Genomic DNA, 17,689 nt, shown 5'->3' with positions numbered 1-17,689 from the left:
AGCATAGCGCTCGCTTCAGGCGCTCAGCCGACGAGCGCCGATTCACGCTCCATCTCGATACCCCGCTCGGGATCCTCGTTGAGCGTTCGCGCCACTGCCGATGCCACGTGGTACGCCAGAAGAGGCGGAACTGCGTTGCCGATCTGTCGGTATCGCGCAGACTGCGCCCCCTGCCACGGCACGTCCCGAGGAAACGACTGAATTGTCGCCGCTTCCTCAACGGTAATCCGTCGCATGCGTGCTTCCGAAGGTAGGTCGGGAAGAGGAGACTTTCCCTCGACGAAGAGATGCCTGTGGTAGTCGACAATCCAAGGTTCCTGCTGATCGTAGAGATCTGCCTCATCGACGATCGGTGTGCGGTTCCCGCCCATGGAGGCGGGAAGCGTGGGGGCAGGTCGATCAAGGCCCATTGGACGTCCTTGACCGTTGAACAGCATGCCCGCGTACGGCGACCGGCGAAGAACAGGCGACTTCGCAAGAGTGATGCGCGCGGTGCAAATCGAGTCGTTCCCCGGCTCGCCCGCTCGCGGCAGGGACGCGAGGGCGTCCCGCACTGTTATCGGCGCGTCGAGTGTCGGAGGCGCAGGTAGTGCGAAGTCGGGACCATCATGGGGGACCCCGACCAAGAACATGCGCTCTCGCGCTTGGGGCACGCCCCAGTGCGACGCGTTTAGTACCACAAGTTCCACCTTGTAGTCCAGCGTGGCCATGTCTTTCAGCGTGGCAATGATGTCAGCCCAGCGACGGTTGCGGGCGAGCGAAGCGACATTCTCCATAACGAAGGCACGTGGCTTGACCTTCGCAACCAGTCCGAGGAAGTCGAAGACGTGACGAGATCGCGGGTCATTAGGGTCCATGCGACCCGCGACCGAGAAGCCTTGGCAGGGCGGACCGCCGATCACAATGTCGGCCATGCCCTCCTGAAGATTCGCTGCGGCCACCCGCACGTCTCCGCACACAGCGACATGCCCTTCGAATCTGCGAGCGGCCTCCCGCCATTCAGGGTCGCGTACCTCGCTCAGTTTGTTGTGTGTCTGCACCGCGAATGGGTCGATATCATTCGCAAAGACAGGTGTGAAGCCCGCGCGTGCGAAACCCAGATCGAGACCTCCCGCGCCGGAATAGAGAGAGACGAAGTTCAGCCCATTGGCTCCGCCGTCATTTGGGTAGGAGTTATGCGGTTCCGACATAGCGCCACCCTATCGCGAGGTACAGACATCGCCGACGAAGTATGTTCAAGGGCGTGTCGCCATCATTTGCAGGAGAGAGCGACTTTCATCGCGCCCTCGCTGCCACCCTGGGCGAACTTCGTGTCGCGCAACATACTTCGCAAGGCACCCTTGCAGCAGAACTCGGGATCGACCAAGCCGCCGTATCGCGAGTTGAATCTGGCCAGCGACGACTGACTGTTGGCGAGACGTTTGCCTGGCTGGAAGCACTCGGACTTAGTGCACAAGAGAGCGCCAGTCGGCTCCACGCTTTGTGGGAAGCACATGGGGGCCGACCGCCGGGGTTCTGGACGGAGCAGAGCGGTGAGTGACGCCTTCGACCTCACCCACGTCGTTAGATCGTGGCAACTTCCTCTCGACCTTGATACTGATACCGATGCGGCTGTGGCAGTTCGAGCGCTCCCTGGGACGAAATCGTACTCCGATGCAGACTTGGTGATCGTCCTCGCAAGGGACAGCGAAGAGTGGGCTAGGACCGGCACTCTCTCACCGCTCCTGCTCCGCGCGATTGGGGCGGCGCTGACACAGGTGCCTGCATCCATCGCCGGCATGACCGCGACAAAGTACAAGAACACTTACAAACGGCTACGGGCAGGAACTAAGGACGAGGCTGGTCTTACACACGCTGCCGCTCAGCGCTTGCTCTCACGAATGACTTTGATCGCTCATCTGTTGACCGAGGAACGATTCTCGTGCTCTCAAGTCTCCCGGCTTATCGCCGCGACCGACGCGAGCCTCGCAGTTCCTTACGCGTCAATTCAAGTAGTCGCACGAAGCCTCGGCAAACTTCCCTCACTCGACGTGACCGCCGTCACCCAGACGATGTGGGACGCGGATCAACTCCGCTCGCTCAACCTATTTCCCGATTCGGATCTAGCGGAGGCGAGCGAGATTTCTGCTGAAGAAGTCGCTCCATGGATTCCGGAAATCGACATCGCGCTGCTCCTTAACCGGTTGAGCAAGTGGAACCAGCCCGGAGCCGAGTTGACCTGGCCGTATCTCCAGATATTCCACTGGTGCTTGACGTCGCTCGAGTTCTACGATCATCCGGCGACGTATCTGTATGAATTCTCACCGCGTGGGAAGGTCGGCGACGCGCTCTTTGCTCGGTACTCTACCGAGACCGGCAATGCGGTACTCAACAATGCCAAAGCGCTCGAATCGCTGAGCAACGCATGGGCGCGAAGCCGAGGCGGCGACGATGCACATGCGCTGGTTGCGCTACTTGCCGCGCTTGAGGCCCTTCCGTACCTTCCCCGAAGGTCGGTCGCGCGAGTGCTGCGTGCCTGGTTGATGCGCGCGATCGAACTTCACTCGACCACCCCATTGCTACTCGACCGGGATGTCTCAGGCACACTGTTTTCAGACTTCATCGACCACGTGATCGCGCACGAGACGCACACGCAAGGCGTCATCGAGCAACGAGTCGTCGACTGTATTGCTGCCCTCGCATACAGCGATGCAAGGTGGCGCCCTCACGGGCTTGGTGACGGCGTCAATGCCTCCAATCTGAGTCGACGCAAACTTGGCGATGTCGAGTTCGCCGATGTCAATGGGCGGCGCGCGATCGCGGTCGAGGCACACGGTGGGTTTCTCTCAGCGACCTATGTAGCGAATCATCAACGATCACTTGCGCGAGTTCTTGAACAGCGGTTACGAGAGTCATGGGCGGCGATTGATGAGGCGACGAATTGGACGGTAGATGTGGTGTTCGTCGCGCACAGCCGAGCCACGCGCGGACTCCCCACGGCAGACACGTTGCATGGCGTGAACGTGAACTACAGGTACATCGACTATGACGAGCTCGTTGTCCAGGCTAGGGCGAACTCGTCGTCCGCCGAGCAGAACCGTGATTTTGCGCGCCACGTGATCGACGTGCTGAATAAGCCGACTGTTCGCGAATCCGCACGTGAGAAGTATCGACAGATCGTCCAATCGTTCTAACTGCCGCGAGCACAACTTCGAGAACAGCACACGACCAAGGAGCACCATGCCGCGGGACAACCGATTCCTTGACTTCTTCACCGATGCGCTGAGACAAGGCGCAAGGAGCCACGTCGAAGATGCCTTCAATAGTGGGTTCAACACGGCAGCAAATCTGGCTGTGGGTGCGCTCTCCGAGAGCATCGACAACCTTCTCTCAAAGATCACGGATGTCGGGCCACTGTCTGACGCCGAACAACTGCTGCTCGCCCAACTGACCAGGACTAGGACAGATATCGAAGGGCGCTTGCACCGGTACGCCGAGACGGCAGTCAACGAATAGGTACTACGCGGTGTCGCTTCATCCCGAGTGAAGCGCCTACCTGTCTGATCAGCGGTTTTCCCAGTGCTAGCGCACCCGTTGTGCACCCGATCGTGACCGGAATCTTCATGATCTAGCGCCTTGCGATCGTCTCCGTGATGAAATCGTGTGGCTGACAACCGTCTACCCCGCTGGGCGGCGTCGTGGATGACCAACACGACGCCGCCTGCGCACTCTAAGCGAGATCGAGGCGACGCGCCCACTCGTCGACGCGCCCGTCGAAGCCCTCGCGGGCGATCTCGTAGCCCGCAGCATCGACGCGGTAGACGTCCTGCCACGCTGCGATGCTCGCGTCGCTGCCCTCCGCCGTCTCGGTCATCGCACGATGCCAGGCGATCGTGGGCGCGTTCTGCTGCTCGACGTCACGCACACTCGCAGCAGCGTCGACGCCGAGATCGGCCAGCCGGTCGAAGACCAGCCCGCGAACCTCAGCGACGATCTCGGCACCGCTGTTCGAGTCGAGCACCTGCGGCAGCGTCTCGACGAGATCAGCGACGGCGAGCGCTCGCACATCGTCTGCGTCAGCGATGATCTGCCCCAGCGCGCGCCCCGCGTCCAGCATGGCGCGCACCTTCGCCTGCTCGTGCTGCATGCGCGCGATCTGGTCAGCAGACTTCGCACCCATCCCGGCGAGCACGCTCTCGCGGCTCTGCGCGCCCTTCGGGAGCGCGGGTACGGCAGCAAGCAGGCGTGCCTTCGCGGCAGCGAAAGCGGCGCTCTGGCGCTCACCCAGGCCGGTTGCGCTCAGGCTGTCGTCGCTGATCTGCATCGCGGCCTTCATCTCATCGCGGTAGCCGCGCACGGCAGCAGCGAATCGGCTCGTGTTGTTCACGATTGTTCCTCTCTCTCGGTGATCTGCTCGCTTGTGCGAGACAGACGTTCTTCGTCGGCGTCGACCTCAGTCACGAGCGTCATCGCCCATGCCTTCAAGACGGTCTTGAACTCGTCGACGCCGCTGTCGTCCGGGATCGTGTACAGGCCTGCGAGGCGTGCACGTGCGTCCATGAGTCGCAGCATCCGGTCGATCGCGCCGAGATGCCCGGTGAGCACCATGCGCATGATCGCGCGCTGTGCGACGTCGAGCGTTTCGAGTTCCTGAGTGCGCAGCGCTGTCGCGTTCTCTCGCGGCAGGTTCTTCAGTGCACGCTCAACGGCGCGATATGCGCTGCCAGGGTTCGCGTAGCCGACCTTCTTCGCGATGTCTCGATACGACAGGCGCAGCAGACGCAGGCGCAGTGCTTCGTCGGCTCGCTGTGCTGCTATGTAGCGTGCGGGCACGCTGTGGCGGTCGCCGCCGTGCTCAGGTTCGGTCATCTCTTCTTTCCGTTCGTTCTGCGGGCGCGATTCTCACGCTCGCGTGCGTATTCGCGCGCCCGATATGCGGGGTCGGCTCGGCGAGCGCGATGTCGGTCACGTGCGCATCCCCGGCACTCGCTCTTCGTGTCGGTTCCCCACGTGAGTCGGTAGTGCCCGCGTGGGCAGTGCTGCCAGTCGCCGCCGCGATCCAACTGCGCGTTGTGGCTGTAGCAGACTGGGGCGTAGTCGTTCGGGTCGGTTGACCAGCGCACGATCTTGTCGTCGCCGCCTTTCTCGCCGTAGTGCGACGCTTCGCCGACGAGTCCCCAGCCGTCAGCGAGACGCGTGCAACCTGGCGCGACGCATGGGCGCCCGACTGCGCTGCCGAACTCGCGCACGAGCATCTCGTGCATGCGTCGATAGCCCGTGGTCATCGCTGACCCCCGATGCCGAGGATCGAGGCGAGCAGGTCGCGCAGTTCGTTCGCTTCGGCACGGTTGGCTGCTGCCTCTGCGCTGAGCGCTGCTGCGTACGCCTTCACTGCGCTGTACTGCTGGGGCCGCAACTGGTCGAGGGTGTTCTTATAGCCGCTGAGCGCGCGACGTCGCAGTTGGCGTGCAGTGTGCAGGCTCGCGCGCTCTGGCGTCGCTATGACGCGACGAGCACGCTCGACGAGGGCAGCACGTTCGAGTGCCGCACCGTTCGCTGTGGTGGTCATGTCGTCGTCTTCCTCTCGTCGAGCGCTTCAGGGCGTATGAAGCGCCTACCTGTTCTGATCTGCGGTTTCCGTGGATGCTGTCTCACACGTGGTGCAGGAGCGGTCATCGTGAGCCACCCGGCGAGCGCTGCGTAGAGCAGCAGCAGCCCTGCGAGCGTGAGACTCATGCGCTCATCTCCCCTGGTAGTAGTCCGACATCTGCCCACCGTCGGCCGCGTGCGCTCAGATGCTCATACGCGGGATCGCCCGGCTCGGGGCCGTCGTAGGCAGGGCCGCGCCCGTGATCCTCGATGCGTCGCCAGTACTCAGACTTTGCGGCGGTGAAGTCATCGTTCGTGAATGCGTGGAACTGCTCGACGGTGCGGCGGCCCGGAACTCGTCGCGTCGCAAAGATGTGCAGATCACTGAGCAGTGACACCTGAGCGTCGGAGCGTCGGTTACCCATGCCGCCCACGTTGAAGGTGTCACCGCTCTCGATCGCTGAGACGACATCATCAGCATCATCAGCGCGCGACGCATCGCGTTGCGCCCGAGAGGTTGGAGTAATTGGTAGTGAATAGGTAGAGGGGTAACGGTGAGCGTTACCCATTCCCTCCGGAACCGTTACCCTTTTGCTCTCAGAACCGTTACCCATTTCCGCTTCGTCGTGAGTCACGCGTGACATCGGGGGGCGGGCACCGCCGCGAGAACCGTTGCCCATTTCCGGCTGCTGAAGCACGAGCAGTTCGTACTCGGCGCGGTGTCCCCGGTGCGCTGCTGACTTCACGCTGATGAGTCCCTTCGCGATCAACGAAGGAAGAATGCGCACGCTGAGCGCCTGCTTTGCAGCAGTGCTCCCGGGAGCCTTCCCGATCGCCTGCGCAAGCCGGTCGTGTCCCCACGAGTAGACGAGAGCGTCGTCGTTGACCGCGACCGCCATGTCGAGCAGCACTGTGCGTTCGAGCGGCGTCGTCGTCGTCGTCAGCAGCGCGGTCTTCATGCGCTCTAGGGTCTTGAAGCCCATGTGCTCGCCCTCCGTCGAGTGAGTTGGTGGTGTTCGTCGATCAGCCCTCGCCCAATAGGGCGAGCAGACGCGGCGTCGGCACGCAGATGCGGTTATTGATTCTGAGACTCGGGATCGAGCCGTCACGCACGGCGCGGTACGCACTGACCCTGCCTAGCCCGAACACGCGCCCGGCCTCTTCGACAGTCAGACTCGGTCGGCTACGGATGTCGTCAAGGGTCAGCGCGCCCTCTCGCGGTTCGTTCGTGGTCATGGTGTGTCTCCTTCTCGTGCGGTTCGACTTGGTGATCGTAGATGAGGATCGGAGACACTTCGTGATAATCTGGCACATGCACGAATATCCAGCATCGGACGGAGGGCCGGGATGAAGAGCATCGACGAGGTCGTCGGCGGCAACGTGAAGACGCTGCGCCAGAGCATCGGAGACAGCCAAAAGGAACTGGCTAGCAAGGTGAGCGCTGATCTGCGATTCACTCGGAACACCATCTACTCGATCGAGACGGGCAGTCGACACTGCACCGTCGCCGACCTGTTCGCACTCGCCGCAGCACTCGGTTGCACGATCGCCGACCTCATGAAAAGCGATGAGCCGGTGACCTTCGGAGGTACTGACCCGGTCGAGATCGACGCATTCCTGCGTGCACCGGGGGAAGAGCCAGACGCCCGCGCATGGTCGTACTTCGAGAACGCGGGGGATGCGCTCGCTGACGTACGCAACGCGTGGGATCGCTACGTGACCGCGATGGACGCCGTTCGACGACGTGTCGAGAACAGCGCCGCGCTGCGCGAACGGATCGAGCGCATCCAGGGCAAGCGGCTGCGCGACCATGCCGACTACGTAGTCGAGTTGTTCGAGTTCAGGCCCCCCGAGAACTTCGAGGGTTACGAGGCGTACGCCGCAGCTAATCCGACGCCCGGCATGGTGGCTGCTCGCGACGCTCTCGACGCCGATCTCACGCTCGACCCGCGACTCTGGCGCGCACGCTCACGCTCATGCTCGCGCGAGTCGTCGGATCGTGAGATGGTCCCGTCCAAGACAGCCAACCAAAAGAGAGGGAGATCATGATCTATCGCAGATGCTCATGCCGCGACGAGAGCGGCAAGCCATACGGCAACCTGCCCGAGAACGCGACCGAGCAGCAGACGGCACGAGCGTGCCCGACGCTGCTCGGCGATCCGAAGCACGGCAAATGGGGCTACTACCTCAGCCGGGGATTCGGCTTCGATCCGAAGACCAAGAAGATGAAGCGGCTACAGACCCGCGTCGCGAACTTCAGCAGCAAGCGCGCGGCACAGTCGGCCTACGCGAAGGCGAAGAGCGAGCACGATACCGGACAGTTCCGCGAGACGAACCGCACCCAGTTCGCTCAGTGGTGCGACGAGTGGCTGGAAACCAGCGGCCTATCGGCAGGGCTTCGATCGGCCTACGGGCGCTACTTCGCGAACGACGTCGCGCCGAGCGCGCTCGGGCGAATGAGACTCAGCGACATCAGGCGAGCAGACGTCCAGCGCTTCGCCAACGACATGCTCGCTGCCGGTCGCGGTGTGCCGACAGTCAAGAAAGCGCACCGAGGGATATCCAGCGCGTTCACCGCAGCCGTGCGGGGCGACCTCATACCGGCGAATCCTGCCAACGGCGTGGTGTTCCCGAAAGAGAGACGCGCGAAGTTCGAACCGTGGTCACCCGCCCAAGCCGGTCGGTTCCTCGACCATGCCGTCAAGCATCGGCTCGGTGTCATCCTCGAAGTAGCGATGTTCACCGGACTGCGACCCGCCGAGTTGGCAGGACTTCGATGGATCGACATCGACCTCGCGACCCGCACGCTCACGGTGCGGTGGACGCGCACGATCGTCGACGGCAAGGTCGAAGAGAAAGAGCCGAAGACCGAAGAAAGTCAAGGGAGCATTGATCTGGAAGACCAGACCGTCGGCGCGCTCGTCGCCTGGCAGATCACCCAGCAGGGCGACCGCGCCCGGCTCGGCGAACTCTGGCAGAACAGCGGCTACGTCTTCACCCACGAAGACGGACGACCGCTGCGTCGCGACTACGTACTGAAGAACGTGTTCAAGCCCGTGTGGGCTGCGACGAACGCGACGATCACCGCCGAGAATGCCGAACGCGTCGCACGCGGCGAGCAGCCTCAGCCGCCGCTGTCCTGGATCAAGATGCACGGACTGCGGCACATGCATGCGTCGCTGATGCTCGCGAGTGGCGCCGACATCGCTCTGACGTCGAAGCGGCTGCGACACTCGTCGGTCGTCATCACGTCCGACGTGTACACGCACCTGATCGGCGACCGTGCCCGCAACGCTGCTGAGGCCGTCGCGGCGCTCGTCCCAAGAGCGGGTGCACACATGGTGCACAACCAGAGCAGTGAGATCGCGTCTGTCGACGCTGGGGGAGTAGGGGTTTCCGCGTGATTACGCGGTTCCCTTTGGTGGGCGATGCGGGACTTGAACCCACGACCTCTTCCGTGTGAAGGAAGCGCGCTACCAACTGCGCCAATCGCCCATAACCTGTGTGGTCGAAAATCGATACTACCGGAACCAGAGGATCGGATCTGACCAGAACGCGAGACACGCGCGAGATCCGTGTCGAGTTTTACACCTCGCGAATCCTCGGCTATTGTTTTACAAGTGCCCGGTCAGCCGGAACACAACGCGGATGTAGCGCAGTGGTAGCGCATCACCTTGCCAAGGTGAGGGTCGCGAGTTCGAATCTCGTCATCCGCTCGAATGTACAAATCTCCTCGGAGAAATATACATGTGGGAATCCACCTCACGGTGGCGTGGCCGAGCGGCTAGGCACCGGCCTGCAAAGCCGTTTACACGGGTTCGAATCCCGTCGCCACCTCACGGCACAACTGAATAGCCTGTATAGGCGCGATTGGCGCAGCGGTAGCGCGCTTCCCTGACACGGAAGAGGTCACTGGTTCGATCCCAGTATCGCGCACAAACGACAAGTAACCGACACTATCGCGGGTGAACGTCAAGGAACCCTGATGAACAGCTATTGTCTGTTGGTCGGGGTTTTTCGCCGTTTCAGGCAGTTTCATGATTGCTGTTGGTTTTAGTCTTGCGCCGCCCCAGTATCGCGGGGTGAGTCGTTGCTGTGGGGCTTTCATCAGTCTCGAGGCAGGAGTCTGCGGCGCGACGCACTCGGATGCCTGGACATCTGCTGGGTATCGGTTCCGGCCGGTGGCTGTGGTGGTCAGTCTCGGGCGCAGACGTGGAGTACGGTGCGTGCGAGCCAGGTTTCGTAGTCGGGTTGGCTCCAGCCCGAGCCGTGTACGAGCTGGTTGTATCCTTCGGGCGACAGGATGAATGAGATGCTATCCGCGACCGCTTCTCGTGGCCGGTCAGTTTCCGCGAGTCCGCGGCGGCGGAGTTCGTCAACGAGTACGAGCATGTCTGCGCGGCGGCGTTGTTGCAGCCCGTCGAGTTCTTTGCGGAGGAGAGCGTCGGATCTGGCTGCTGACAGGAGTGCCGTCCAGAGAATGCTACTGCGTCGGTTCGATTCCGCTACAAAGTGCGCGATGCCTGCGAGGTAGCGGGTGTTGTCGATTTCAGCGGTAATCTCGGCGACTGGGCCGTGACTGGCGAGCGATGCAATGTCGTCGCTGCCGGCAAAGCTGTGTGTGAATGCGTCAAGCAGGAGGCGGTGTTTGGGTCCGCCGAGCTTCACTGTTTCGACGGAGACGCCCGCTGCGTGCGCGATGTCGGCGAGTGAGGTGCCGGTGTAGCCGGCGACGGTGAACAGGGCGGCTGCGGCATCCAAGATTCGGGACCGTGTTGCGGCGGCTTGGTTTGTGCGCACCTCGGATTGATATCGGCGGGTGCGCGGGCGTGGTTCCTGACCAGGCATATTGACTTGCCTCCAGGTGCAGTGAATACTAATTTCATTAGAAAGATTACCGTGGTCTGCCCTCTAGCGAAAGTCGTGCATGAGCTCGTTCCTGATCTGCAGTACTCCTGTTCATGGTCACGTGACACCGTTGCTTGCGGTTTCGCGTTATCTCGTGCAGCAAGGTCATCGGGTGCGTTTCTTGACTGGGCAGCGTTACGCTGACCGGGTGCGGAGCACCGGGGCTGAGTTTCTGGCGCTCCCAACAGGGGCGGACTACGACGACACAGATATGAATGTCGCGTTCCCTGGCCGGGTCGGGAAGACCGGGGTGGCGGGGATTCGCTGGGACGTGAGCAATATTTTCTTGAAACCCGCGCCGATGCAGATTCGCGCAGTCGATGACGCGATCGCGCAGGAGCCGGTCGATGCGATCCTCGTTGAGAGCATGTTTATTGGGGCTGTGGGGTTGCTCTCGAGGCCCCGTGCAGAGCGGCCCGCGATTGTGAATCTTGGAATCATTCCGTTGGGGGTGGAAAGCCGCGACACGGCCCCGTTTGGTTTGGGGATTCTTCCGAGGCCTGGCGCGCTGGGGCGGGTGCGTAATGCTGTGCTTGATGTGCTCACGAAGAAACTCATCTTTGGTGGGGTGCAGAAACAGGCCGAGCAGATCTTGTTGGAGGCGACGGGGAAAGAACCTGACGGGTTCTTTATGTCGGGCGCTTCGCGGGCTGATGCGATTGTGCAGTTCACTGTTCCGGGTTTTGAGTACGAACGAAGCGACCTGCCAGAGACCGTGCACTTCGTGGGCCCCCTGTCTCGTGCCACGAAGAGTGATGGTGTGTTGCCGGAGTGGTGGTCTGAGCTTGATGGGTCGCGGCCTGTGGTGCACGTGAGTCAGGGCACGATCGCGAACACTGACTACGACGAACTCATCACCCCCACTATGACTGCGCTCGCTGACGATGATGTACTCGTGGTCGTCAGCACGGGTGGGCGGCCACTTTCGACCCTCCCATCGCCACTACCTGCGAACGTGCGAGTGGCCGAGTACCTGCCACACGACAGGCTCCTGCCTCTTACGGACGTGTATGTGAGTAACGGCGGGTACGGCGGAGTGCATTACGCGCTCGAGCATGGGGTGCCACTCGTCGTTGCGGGTGCGACCGAAGACAAGGCCGAGGTCGCTGCCCGTGTGCAGTGGACGGGTACTGGGGTGCGTCTGCGCACGAACCGGCCAACGCCCGAACAGGTGGGTTCGGCGGTGCGGCGGGTGCTCGCAGACCCAGGCTACGCCGAACGCACCCGGAAGATTGGCGCGGAAATCGAAGCGTCGACCGGGCTCGCAGGCCTGGAAACAGTGCTCGAAACACTGGTACCGAAGACGGTACAGGAGTGAGTATGCGTGGGCGTGGTTTCGTGGCGGATCGGGCCTTGCCGACTGCCCTGCTGAAGGCTGCGTGCTGTCACACGCTATTTTCTGGTTCTCAGGCGAGCCTCCATATGGATAGAACGACAAAAGGTTGTTGAGTGATGTTGCGTAACGTGTTGCGGGGACTGCTCGCTGTGAGTGTGGCGGTAGGGTTTGTCGGCGTGGGAGCCGCGGCAAACGCGGCGCCAGATCCGGCAAACGCGGCGCCAGATCCGGCGAACGCTGCGCCGACACCGACGAGTGCGGTGCTCGCCCCGGCGAGCGGCCCTGCAACAGGGGGCACCGAGATCACGGTCGAACCACCTCCCGAGGTGACCTTTACACAGGTCAGCGCAGGCAATGCACATACGGTTGCGCTTGCTGCAGACGGTACCGCGTATGCCTGGGGAAACAACCGCGACGGGCAGCTAGGTGACGACACAACCAGGACCAGTAGTGTGCCGGTGCAGGTGCAGATGCCTGCTGAGGTCACCTTTACACAAGTGAGTGCAGGCTTAGGGCATTCGCTCGCGCTTGCGGCAGACGGTACCGCGTATGCTTGGGGATCCAACAACCGCGGGCAGCTGGGTGACGGCGCAACCAGGACCAGTAGTGTGCCGGTGCGGGTGCCTGCTGAGGTCACCTTTACACAAGTGAGTGCAGGCTCTGGGCATTCGCTCGCGGTCACTGCAGACGGTACCGCGTATGCCTGGGGATACAACAACTACGGGCAGCTGGGTGACGATAAATTCACGAGCCGTAGTGTGCCGGTGCGGGTGGAGATGCCTGCTGGGGTGACTGTTACGCAGGTGAGTGCAGGCGATTCTCATTCGGTCGCGCTTGCTAAAAACGGTACCGCGTATGCCTNCCGGTGCGGGTGGAGATGCCTGCTGGGGTGACTGTTACGCAGGTGAGTGCAGGCGATTCTCATTCGGTCGCGCTTGCTAAAAACGGTACCGCGTATGCCTGGGGAAGCAACCGCTACGGGCAGCTGGGTGACGATAAATTCACGAATAGTAGTGTGCCGGTGCGGGTGGAGATGCCTGCTGGGGCGACTGTTACGCAGGTGAGTGCAGGCGATTCTCATTCGGTCGCGCTTGCTAAAAACGGTACCGCGTATGCCTGGGGAAGCAACTACTTCGGGCAGCGGGGTGACGGTAAAACCAGGGACAGTAGTGTGCCGGTGCGGGTGGAGATGCCTGCTGAGGTGACTGTTACGCAGGTGAGTGCAGCATATTCACATTCGGTCGCGGTTCTTGCAGACGGTACCGCGTATGCCTGGGGATACAACAACTACGGGCAGCGGGGTGACGGTAAAACCAGGGACAGTAGTGTGCCGGTGCGGGTGCAGATGCCTGCTGAGGTCACCTTTACACAAATGAGTGCAGGCTCTGGGCATTCGCTCGCGGTCACTGCAGACGGTACCGCGTATGCCTGGGGACACAACAACTACGGGCAGCTCGGTGACGGCAGACGCGTGGACCGTGAAACGCCGGTGCCGGTTCTTACGCTTACGACAGTAACGGGTGTTTCGTTTGGTGGGGACAGCGCAACCAATCTTGTGGACAACGACGACGGATCGTGGACGGCCACCACTCCGCCTCACGCTGCTGGCCCAGTTGATGTTGTTGTGTCGTGGGCGCGGAACGATGTGGCCCAACCAGACATCAGGTACGCGGACGCGTTCACCTATGTCGTTCCCGATGTGGCACCGACAGTCACTGACCCTGAAGACCAGGAGGTCACCGCGGGGGACGCGGCCATGTTTACGGTTGAGGCGACGGGCACCCCGGAACCCGGTGTGTCGTGGGAGTTCAGCGCCGATGACGGAAGTGCCTGGAGTGCGGTTGGTGCAGCGGATGGCACGGTCAGTAGTGACGGAAAGACCCTGACCGTTACGACGACCGAGGCATTGTCTGGCTTCCAGTATCGGGCAACAGCCGAAAACACGGTTGGTGTGGTGACGAGTGCTGCGGCGACGCTGACGGTGACTGCAGCGCCGGTGGCACCGACGGTTGCTGACCCTGAAGACCAGGCGGTCACCGCGGGAGATGCTGCCACGTTTACGGTCGAGACGACGGGCACTCCGGAACCGAGCTTGTTGTGGGAGTACAGCACCGACGACGGAAGCACCTGGAGCGCGGTCACTGCAACGGACGGCACGGTCCGTGATGACGGAAAGACCCTGACCGTTACCGCGACCGAAGCATTGTCGGGAACCCAGTATCGGGCGACTGCCGAAAACACGGTTGGTGCGGTGACGAGTAATGCGGCGACGCTGACGGTGTCTGCGGTGCCGGTGGCACCGACGGTTACTGATCCTGCAGACCAGGCGGTGACGGCGGGAGATGCTGCCACGTTTACGGTCGAGGCGACGGGCACCCCGGAACCCGGTGTGACGTGGGAGTTCAGCACAGACGACGGCGTCACCTGGAGTGCGGTGGGTGCAGCGGATGGCACGGTCAGTGGTGACGGGAAGACGTTGACTGTTGCGGCGACGGAAGCATTGTCGGGAACCCTGTATCGGGTGACTGCCGAAAACAGTGTTGATGCGGTGACGAGTGAAGCGGCGACGTTGACGGTGGCTGCGGTGCCGGTGGCGCCGACGGTGACTGATCCTGCAGACCAGGTGGTGACGGCGGGGGATGCTGCCATGTTTACGGTCGAGACGACGGGAACCCCGGTGCCGAGCTTGTTGTGGGAGTACAGCACCGACGACGGCGCCACCTGGGGTCCGGTTGGTGCAGCGGATGGCACGGTCAGTGGTGACGGGAAGACGTTGACTGTTGCGGCGACGGAGGCATTGTCGGGAGTGCTGTATCGGGTGACTGCCGAAAACAGTGTTGATGCGGTGACGAGTGAAGCGGCGACGCTGACGGTGACTGCTGTGCCGGTGGCTCCGACGGTTACTGATCCTGAAGACCAGGTGGTGACGGCGGGGGATGCTGCCATGTTTACAGTTGAGGCGACGGGAACCCCGGAACCGAGCTTGTTGTGGGAGTTCAGCACCGATGACGGTGTCACCTGGGGTCCGGTGGGTACAGCGGATGGCACGGTCAGTGGTGACGGGAAGACGTTGACTGTTGCGGCGACGGAAGCATTGTCGGGAACCCAGTATCGGGTTACTGCCGAAAACAGTGTTGATGCGGTGACCAGTGCTCCGGCGACGCTGACGGTGTCTGCAGCGCCGGTGATTCCGCCGGTCACTGATCCGGTGGCTCCGCCGGTGACTGACTCTGTGGGTGAAACGGATCTAGCTCGCACGGGCAGTGATCCTGTACCGGCTATCGCGGTAGCAGTTCTCTTTGCGTTAATTGGAGCTGGTCTTCTACTTGCCTCGCGGCGCAAGCACGCGTAGGTGTGTGGCGCATTCGTTCGAAGTATCGGGACGAATGCGCGCTGCCACACATTATTTTCTGGGTCGAGGTTGAGCCGCCATACGGATAGAACGACAAAAGGTTGTTGAATGATGATGCGTAACGTGTTGCGGGGACTGCTCGCTGTGAGTGTGGCGGTAGGGCTCGTCGGGGTGGGGGGCGCAGCGAACGCGGCGCCAGATCCGGCGAACGGACCTGTGACAGGGGGTACCGAAGTCACGATTGAACGACCTGCTGGGGGGACTTTTACGCAGGTGAGTGCAGGCGATTATCATTCGGTCGCGCTTGCTGCAGACGGTGCCGCGTATGCCTGGGGAGACAACGGCTTCGGGCAGCTGGGTGACGGCACAGGCGTGATCAGTAGGGTGCCGGTGCGGGTGGAGATGCCCGCTGGGGTGAAATTTACGCAGGTGAGTGCAGGCGGCGAACATTCGGTCGCGGTTACTGAAGACGGTACCGCGTATGCCTGGGGAAACAACCAGTACGGGCAGCTGGGGGACGGCACAAACAGGCGGCGTTACGTGCCGGTGCGGGTGGAGATGCCTGATGGGGTGTCTATTACGCAGGTGAGTGCAGGCGGCTCACATTCGGTCGCGGTTACTGCAGACGGCACCGCGTATGCCTGGGGATACAACGAGTACGGGCAGCTGGGTATCGGTACAACCACGAACAGTAACGTGCCGGTGCAGGTGCCTTTTGGGATGTCTTTGACGCAGGTGAGTGCAGGCAATTGGCATTCGGTCGCGCTTGATGAAGACGGTGCCGCGTATGGCTGGGGATATAACAAGGACGGGCAGTTGGGTATCGGCACAACCGCGAGCAGCTGGGTGTCGGCGCCGGTGCGGGTGCGGATGCCTGCTGGGCTGTCCTTTACGCAGGTGAGTGCAGGCAGGTGGCATTCGGTCGCGCTTACTGAAGACGGTCCCGCGTATGCCTGGGGATACAACATCGCCGGGGAGCTGGGGGACGGCACAGACAAGCTGCGTGACGCGCCGGTGCGGGTGGAGATGCCTGATGGGGTGACTTTTACGCAGGTGAGTGCAGGCCATCGTTTTACGGTTGCGGTTACTGAAGACGGTGCCGCGTATGCCTGGGGAGGCAACCGGTCCGGGCAGCTGGGTATCGGCGGACCCTCGGATGGTGTGTGGAGGCCGGTGCGGGTACGGATGCCTGCTGAGGTGACCTTTACGCAGGTGAGTGCAGGCGATGGACATTCGGTCGCGGTTACTGCAGACGGTACCGCGTATGCCTGGGGAGTCAACGGCAATTCCTGGTCAACTTACCGCGACGGGCGGTTGGGTGACGGTACAGACGTGGACCGTCACGTGCCGACCCTGGTCCTTACACACGCGACAGTAACGGGTGTTTGGTTTGGTGGGGGCGGTGCGATCGACCTCGTGGATAACGGCGACGGGTCATGGACGGCGACCACTCCGCCTCACGATGCTGGCCCAGTTGATGTTGTTGTGTCGTGGGAGCTGAACGGTGTGGCGCAACCAGACATCACGTATGCGGACGCGTTCACCTATGTCGCTCCCGATGTGGCTCCGACGGTTACTGATCCTGAAGACCAGGTGGTGACGGCGGGGGACGCGGCCAGGTTTACCGTCGAGACGACAGGCACCCCGGTGCCGAGCTTGTTGTGGGAGTTCAGCACCGACGACGGCGTCACCTGGGGTGTGGTTGGTGCAGCGGACGGCACAGTCAGTGATGACGGAAAGACGTTGACTATTGCCGCGAGCGAGGCATTGTCTGGCTTCCAGTATCGGGCGACAGCCGAAAACAGTGTTGATGCGGTGACCAGTGCTCCAGCGACATTGACGGTGACCGCAGCACCGGTAGCACCGACGGTCACTGACCCTGAAGACCAGGCGGTAACCGCGGGCGATGAGGCCAGGTTTACGGTCGAGACGACGGGCACCCCGGAACCGAGCTTGTTGTGGGAGTTCAGCACCGACGACGGCGCCACCTGGAGTGCGGTTGGTGCAGCGGACGGCACGGTCAGTGATGACGGAAAGACGTTGACTATTGCCGCGAGCGAGGCATTGTCTGGCTTCCAGTATCGGGCGACCGCCGAAAACAGTGTTGATGCGGTGACCAGTGCTCCGGCGACATTGACGGTGACCGCAGCGCCGGTGGCACCGACGGTCACTGACCCTGAAGACCAGGCGGTAACCGCGGGCGATGAGGCCAGGTTTACGGTCGAGACGACGGGAACCCCGGTGCCGAGCTTGTTGTGGGAGTTCAGCACCGACGACGGCGCCACCTGGAGTGCGGTTGGTGCAGCGGACGGCACGGTCAGTGATGACGGAAAGACGTTGACTATTGCGGCGACCGAGGCATTGTCTGGCTTCCAGTATCGGGCGACCGCCGAAAACAGTGTTGATGCGGTGACCAGTGCTCCGGCGACGCTGACGGTGACCGCAGCGCCGGTGGCACCGACGGTCACTGACCCTGAAGACCAGGCGGTAACCGCGGGCGATGAGGCCAGGTTTACGGTCGAGAC

17 protein-coding genes and 4 tRNA genes are annotated in these 17,689 nt (G+C 62.2%); 12 read left to right on the top strand and 9 right to left on the bottom strand.

What is annotated here, in order from left to right; translation table 11 throughout:
• Window positions 1–23: 23 nt before the first annotated feature.
• Window positions 24–1,190: a DNA cytosine methyltransferase gene (locus ACW5CM_RS07370; protein ID WP_457124653.1), complete on the bottom strand. Its 1,167-nt coding sequence runs from the start codon at window positions 1,188–1,190 to the stop codon at window positions 24–26.
• A 41-nt stretch (window positions 1,191–1,231) separates the two neighbouring features.
• Between ACW5CM_RS07370 and ACW5CM_RS07365 the strand changes: the two genes are divergently transcribed.
• The 3 genes from ACW5CM_RS07365 to ACW5CM_RS07355 all read left to right on the top strand — a co-directional run bounded on the left by ACW5CM_RS07365 (window position 1,232) and on the right by ACW5CM_RS07355 (window position 3,495).
• Window positions 1,232–1,540, top strand: a complete 309-nt coding sequence (locus tag ACW5CM_RS07365; RefSeq protein WP_457124652.1) for a helix-turn-helix domain-containing protein — start codon at window positions 1,232–1,234, stop codon at window positions 1,538–1,540.
• A 490-nt stretch (window positions 1,541–2,030) separates the two neighbouring features.
• On the top strand, window positions 2,031–3,173 hold the full coding sequence (locus tag ACW5CM_RS07360) for a hypothetical protein (RefSeq protein ID WP_457124651.1): 1,143 nt from the start codon (window positions 2,031–2,033) through the stop codon (window positions 3,171–3,173).
• A gap of 46 nt (window positions 3,174–3,219) precedes the next feature.
• On the top strand, window positions 3,220–3,495 hold the full coding sequence (locus ACW5CM_RS07355; RefSeq protein ID WP_457124650.1) for a hypothetical protein: 276 nt from the start codon (window positions 3,220–3,222) through the stop codon (window positions 3,493–3,495).
• 214 nt (window positions 3,496–3,709) lie between these two features.
• Here the strand turns inward: ACW5CM_RS07355 and ACW5CM_RS07350 are convergent, their stop codons facing one another.
• From ACW5CM_RS07350 to ACW5CM_RS07325, 6 genes are all read right to left on the bottom strand, one after another.
• Window positions 3,710–4,366, bottom strand: coding sequence for a hypothetical protein (locus tag ACW5CM_RS07350; protein ID WP_457124649.1), 657 nt, complete (start codon window positions 4,364–4,366; stop codon window positions 3,710–3,712).
• Entirely contained in the window at window positions 4,363–4,848 is a 486-nt protein-coding gene (locus ACW5CM_RS07345) for a hypothetical protein (protein ID WP_457124648.1), read from the bottom strand. Before ACW5CM_RS07345 ends, ACW5CM_RS07350 begins: the two co-directional genes overlap by 4 nt.
• The gene (locus ACW5CM_RS07340) at window positions 4,845–5,264 is read right to left on the bottom strand and encodes a hypothetical protein (RefSeq protein ID WP_457124647.1); all 420 of its coding nucleotides are present in this window, start codon (window positions 5,262–5,264) and stop codon (window positions 4,845–4,847) included. Before ACW5CM_RS07340 ends, ACW5CM_RS07345 begins: the two co-directional genes overlap by 4 nt.
• Window positions 5,261–5,548, bottom strand: a complete 288-nt coding sequence (locus ACW5CM_RS07335; protein ID WP_457124646.1) for a hypothetical protein — start codon at window positions 5,546–5,548, stop codon at window positions 5,261–5,263. Before ACW5CM_RS07335 ends, ACW5CM_RS07340 begins: the two co-directional genes overlap by 4 nt.
• A 163-nt stretch (window positions 5,549–5,711) precedes the next feature.
• Window positions 5,712–6,527 carry a hypothetical protein gene (locus ACW5CM_RS07330; protein ID WP_457124645.1) on the bottom strand — a complete coding sequence of 272 codons (816 nt, stop codon included), beginning with the start codon at window positions 6,525–6,527 and terminating at the stop codon, window positions 5,712–5,714.
• Between the two features lie 64 nt (window positions 6,528–6,591).
• Window positions 6,592–6,804: a helix-turn-helix domain-containing protein gene (locus tag ACW5CM_RS07325; RefSeq protein ID WP_457124644.1), complete on the bottom strand. Its 213-nt coding sequence runs from the start codon at window positions 6,802–6,804 to the stop codon at window positions 6,592–6,594.
• A gap of 111 nt (window positions 6,805–6,915) precedes the next feature.
• Between ACW5CM_RS07325 and ACW5CM_RS07320 the strand changes: the two genes are divergently transcribed.
• Complete coding sequence (locus tag ACW5CM_RS07320) at window positions 6,916–7,617, top strand: helix-turn-helix domain-containing protein (RefSeq protein WP_457124643.1); 702 nt, start codon at window positions 6,916–6,918, stop codon at window positions 7,615–7,617.
• Window positions 7,614–8,972 (top strand): tyrosine-type recombinase/integrase, encoded by a 1,359-nt coding sequence (locus ACW5CM_RS07315; protein ID WP_457124642.1) that lies wholly within the window; start codon window positions 7,614–7,616, stop codon window positions 8,970–8,972. Before ACW5CM_RS07320 ends, ACW5CM_RS07315 begins: the two co-directional genes overlap by 4 nt.
• 15 nt (window positions 8,973–8,987) lie before the next feature.
• On the opposite strand, the gene ACW5CM_RS07310 is transcribed toward ACW5CM_RS07315, so the two are convergent.
• Window positions 8,988–9,063, bottom strand: a tRNA-Val gene (locus ACW5CM_RS07310).
• Between the two features lie 149 nt (window positions 9,064–9,212).
• Here ACW5CM_RS07310 and ACW5CM_RS07305 point away from each other — a divergent pair.
• The 3 genes from ACW5CM_RS07305 (at window position 9,213) to ACW5CM_RS07295 (ending at window position 9,504) form a co-directional block, all read left to right on the top strand.
• Window positions 9,213–9,284: transfer RNA gene (locus ACW5CM_RS07305), tRNA-Gly, on the top strand.
• Window positions 9,285–9,334: 50 nt separating this feature from the next.
• Window positions 9,335–9,405: transfer RNA gene (locus ACW5CM_RS07300), tRNA-Cys, on the top strand.
• Window positions 9,406–9,432: 27 nt separating this feature from the next.
• A tRNA-Val gene (locus ACW5CM_RS07295) sits at window positions 9,433–9,504 on the top strand.
• Between the two features lie 258 nt (window positions 9,505–9,762).
• On the opposite strand, the gene ACW5CM_RS07290 is transcribed toward ACW5CM_RS07295, so the two are convergent.
• The gene (locus ACW5CM_RS07290) at window positions 9,763–10,368 is read right to left on the bottom strand and encodes a TetR/AcrR family transcriptional regulator (protein ID WP_457124641.1); all 606 of its coding nucleotides are present in this window, start codon (window positions 10,366–10,368) and stop codon (window positions 9,763–9,765) included.
• A 409-nt stretch (window positions 10,369–10,777) separates the two neighbouring features.
• Here ACW5CM_RS07290 and ACW5CM_RS07285 point away from each other — a divergent pair, with 409 nt between their 5' ends.
• The 4 genes from ACW5CM_RS07285 to ACW5CM_RS07270 all read left to right on the top strand — a co-directional run.
• A complete protein-coding gene (locus ACW5CM_RS07285) occupies window positions 10,778–11,794 on the top strand; it encodes a glycosyltransferase (protein ID WP_457124640.1) in 1,017 nt (338 codons plus the stop codon).
• Between the two features lie 134 nt (window positions 11,795–11,928).
• Window positions 11,929–12,705 carry an RCC1 domain-containing protein gene (locus ACW5CM_RS07280; RefSeq protein WP_457124849.1) on the top strand — a complete coding sequence of 259 codons (777 nt, stop codon included), beginning with the start codon at window positions 11,929–11,931 and terminating at the stop codon, window positions 12,703–12,705.
• An 11-nt stretch (window positions 12,706–12,716) separates the two neighbouring features.
• The gene (locus ACW5CM_RS07275) at window positions 12,717–15,164 is read left to right on the top strand and encodes an RCC1 domain-containing protein (RefSeq protein WP_457124639.1); all 2,448 of its coding nucleotides are present in this window, start codon (window positions 12,717–12,719) and stop codon (window positions 15,162–15,164) included.
• A gap of 273 nt (window positions 15,165–15,437) precedes the next feature.
• A partial coding sequence (locus tag ACW5CM_RS07270; protein ID WP_457124638.1) for an RCC1 domain-containing protein occupies window positions 15,438–17,689 on the top strand: 2,252 nt, incomplete at its 3' end.

Source organism: Microbacterium wangyouchuni (genome assembly GCF_054072595.1).
Note: the sequence above shows the minus strand (reverse complement) of the source record. Positions and strands in the feature narration are given on the sequence as shown.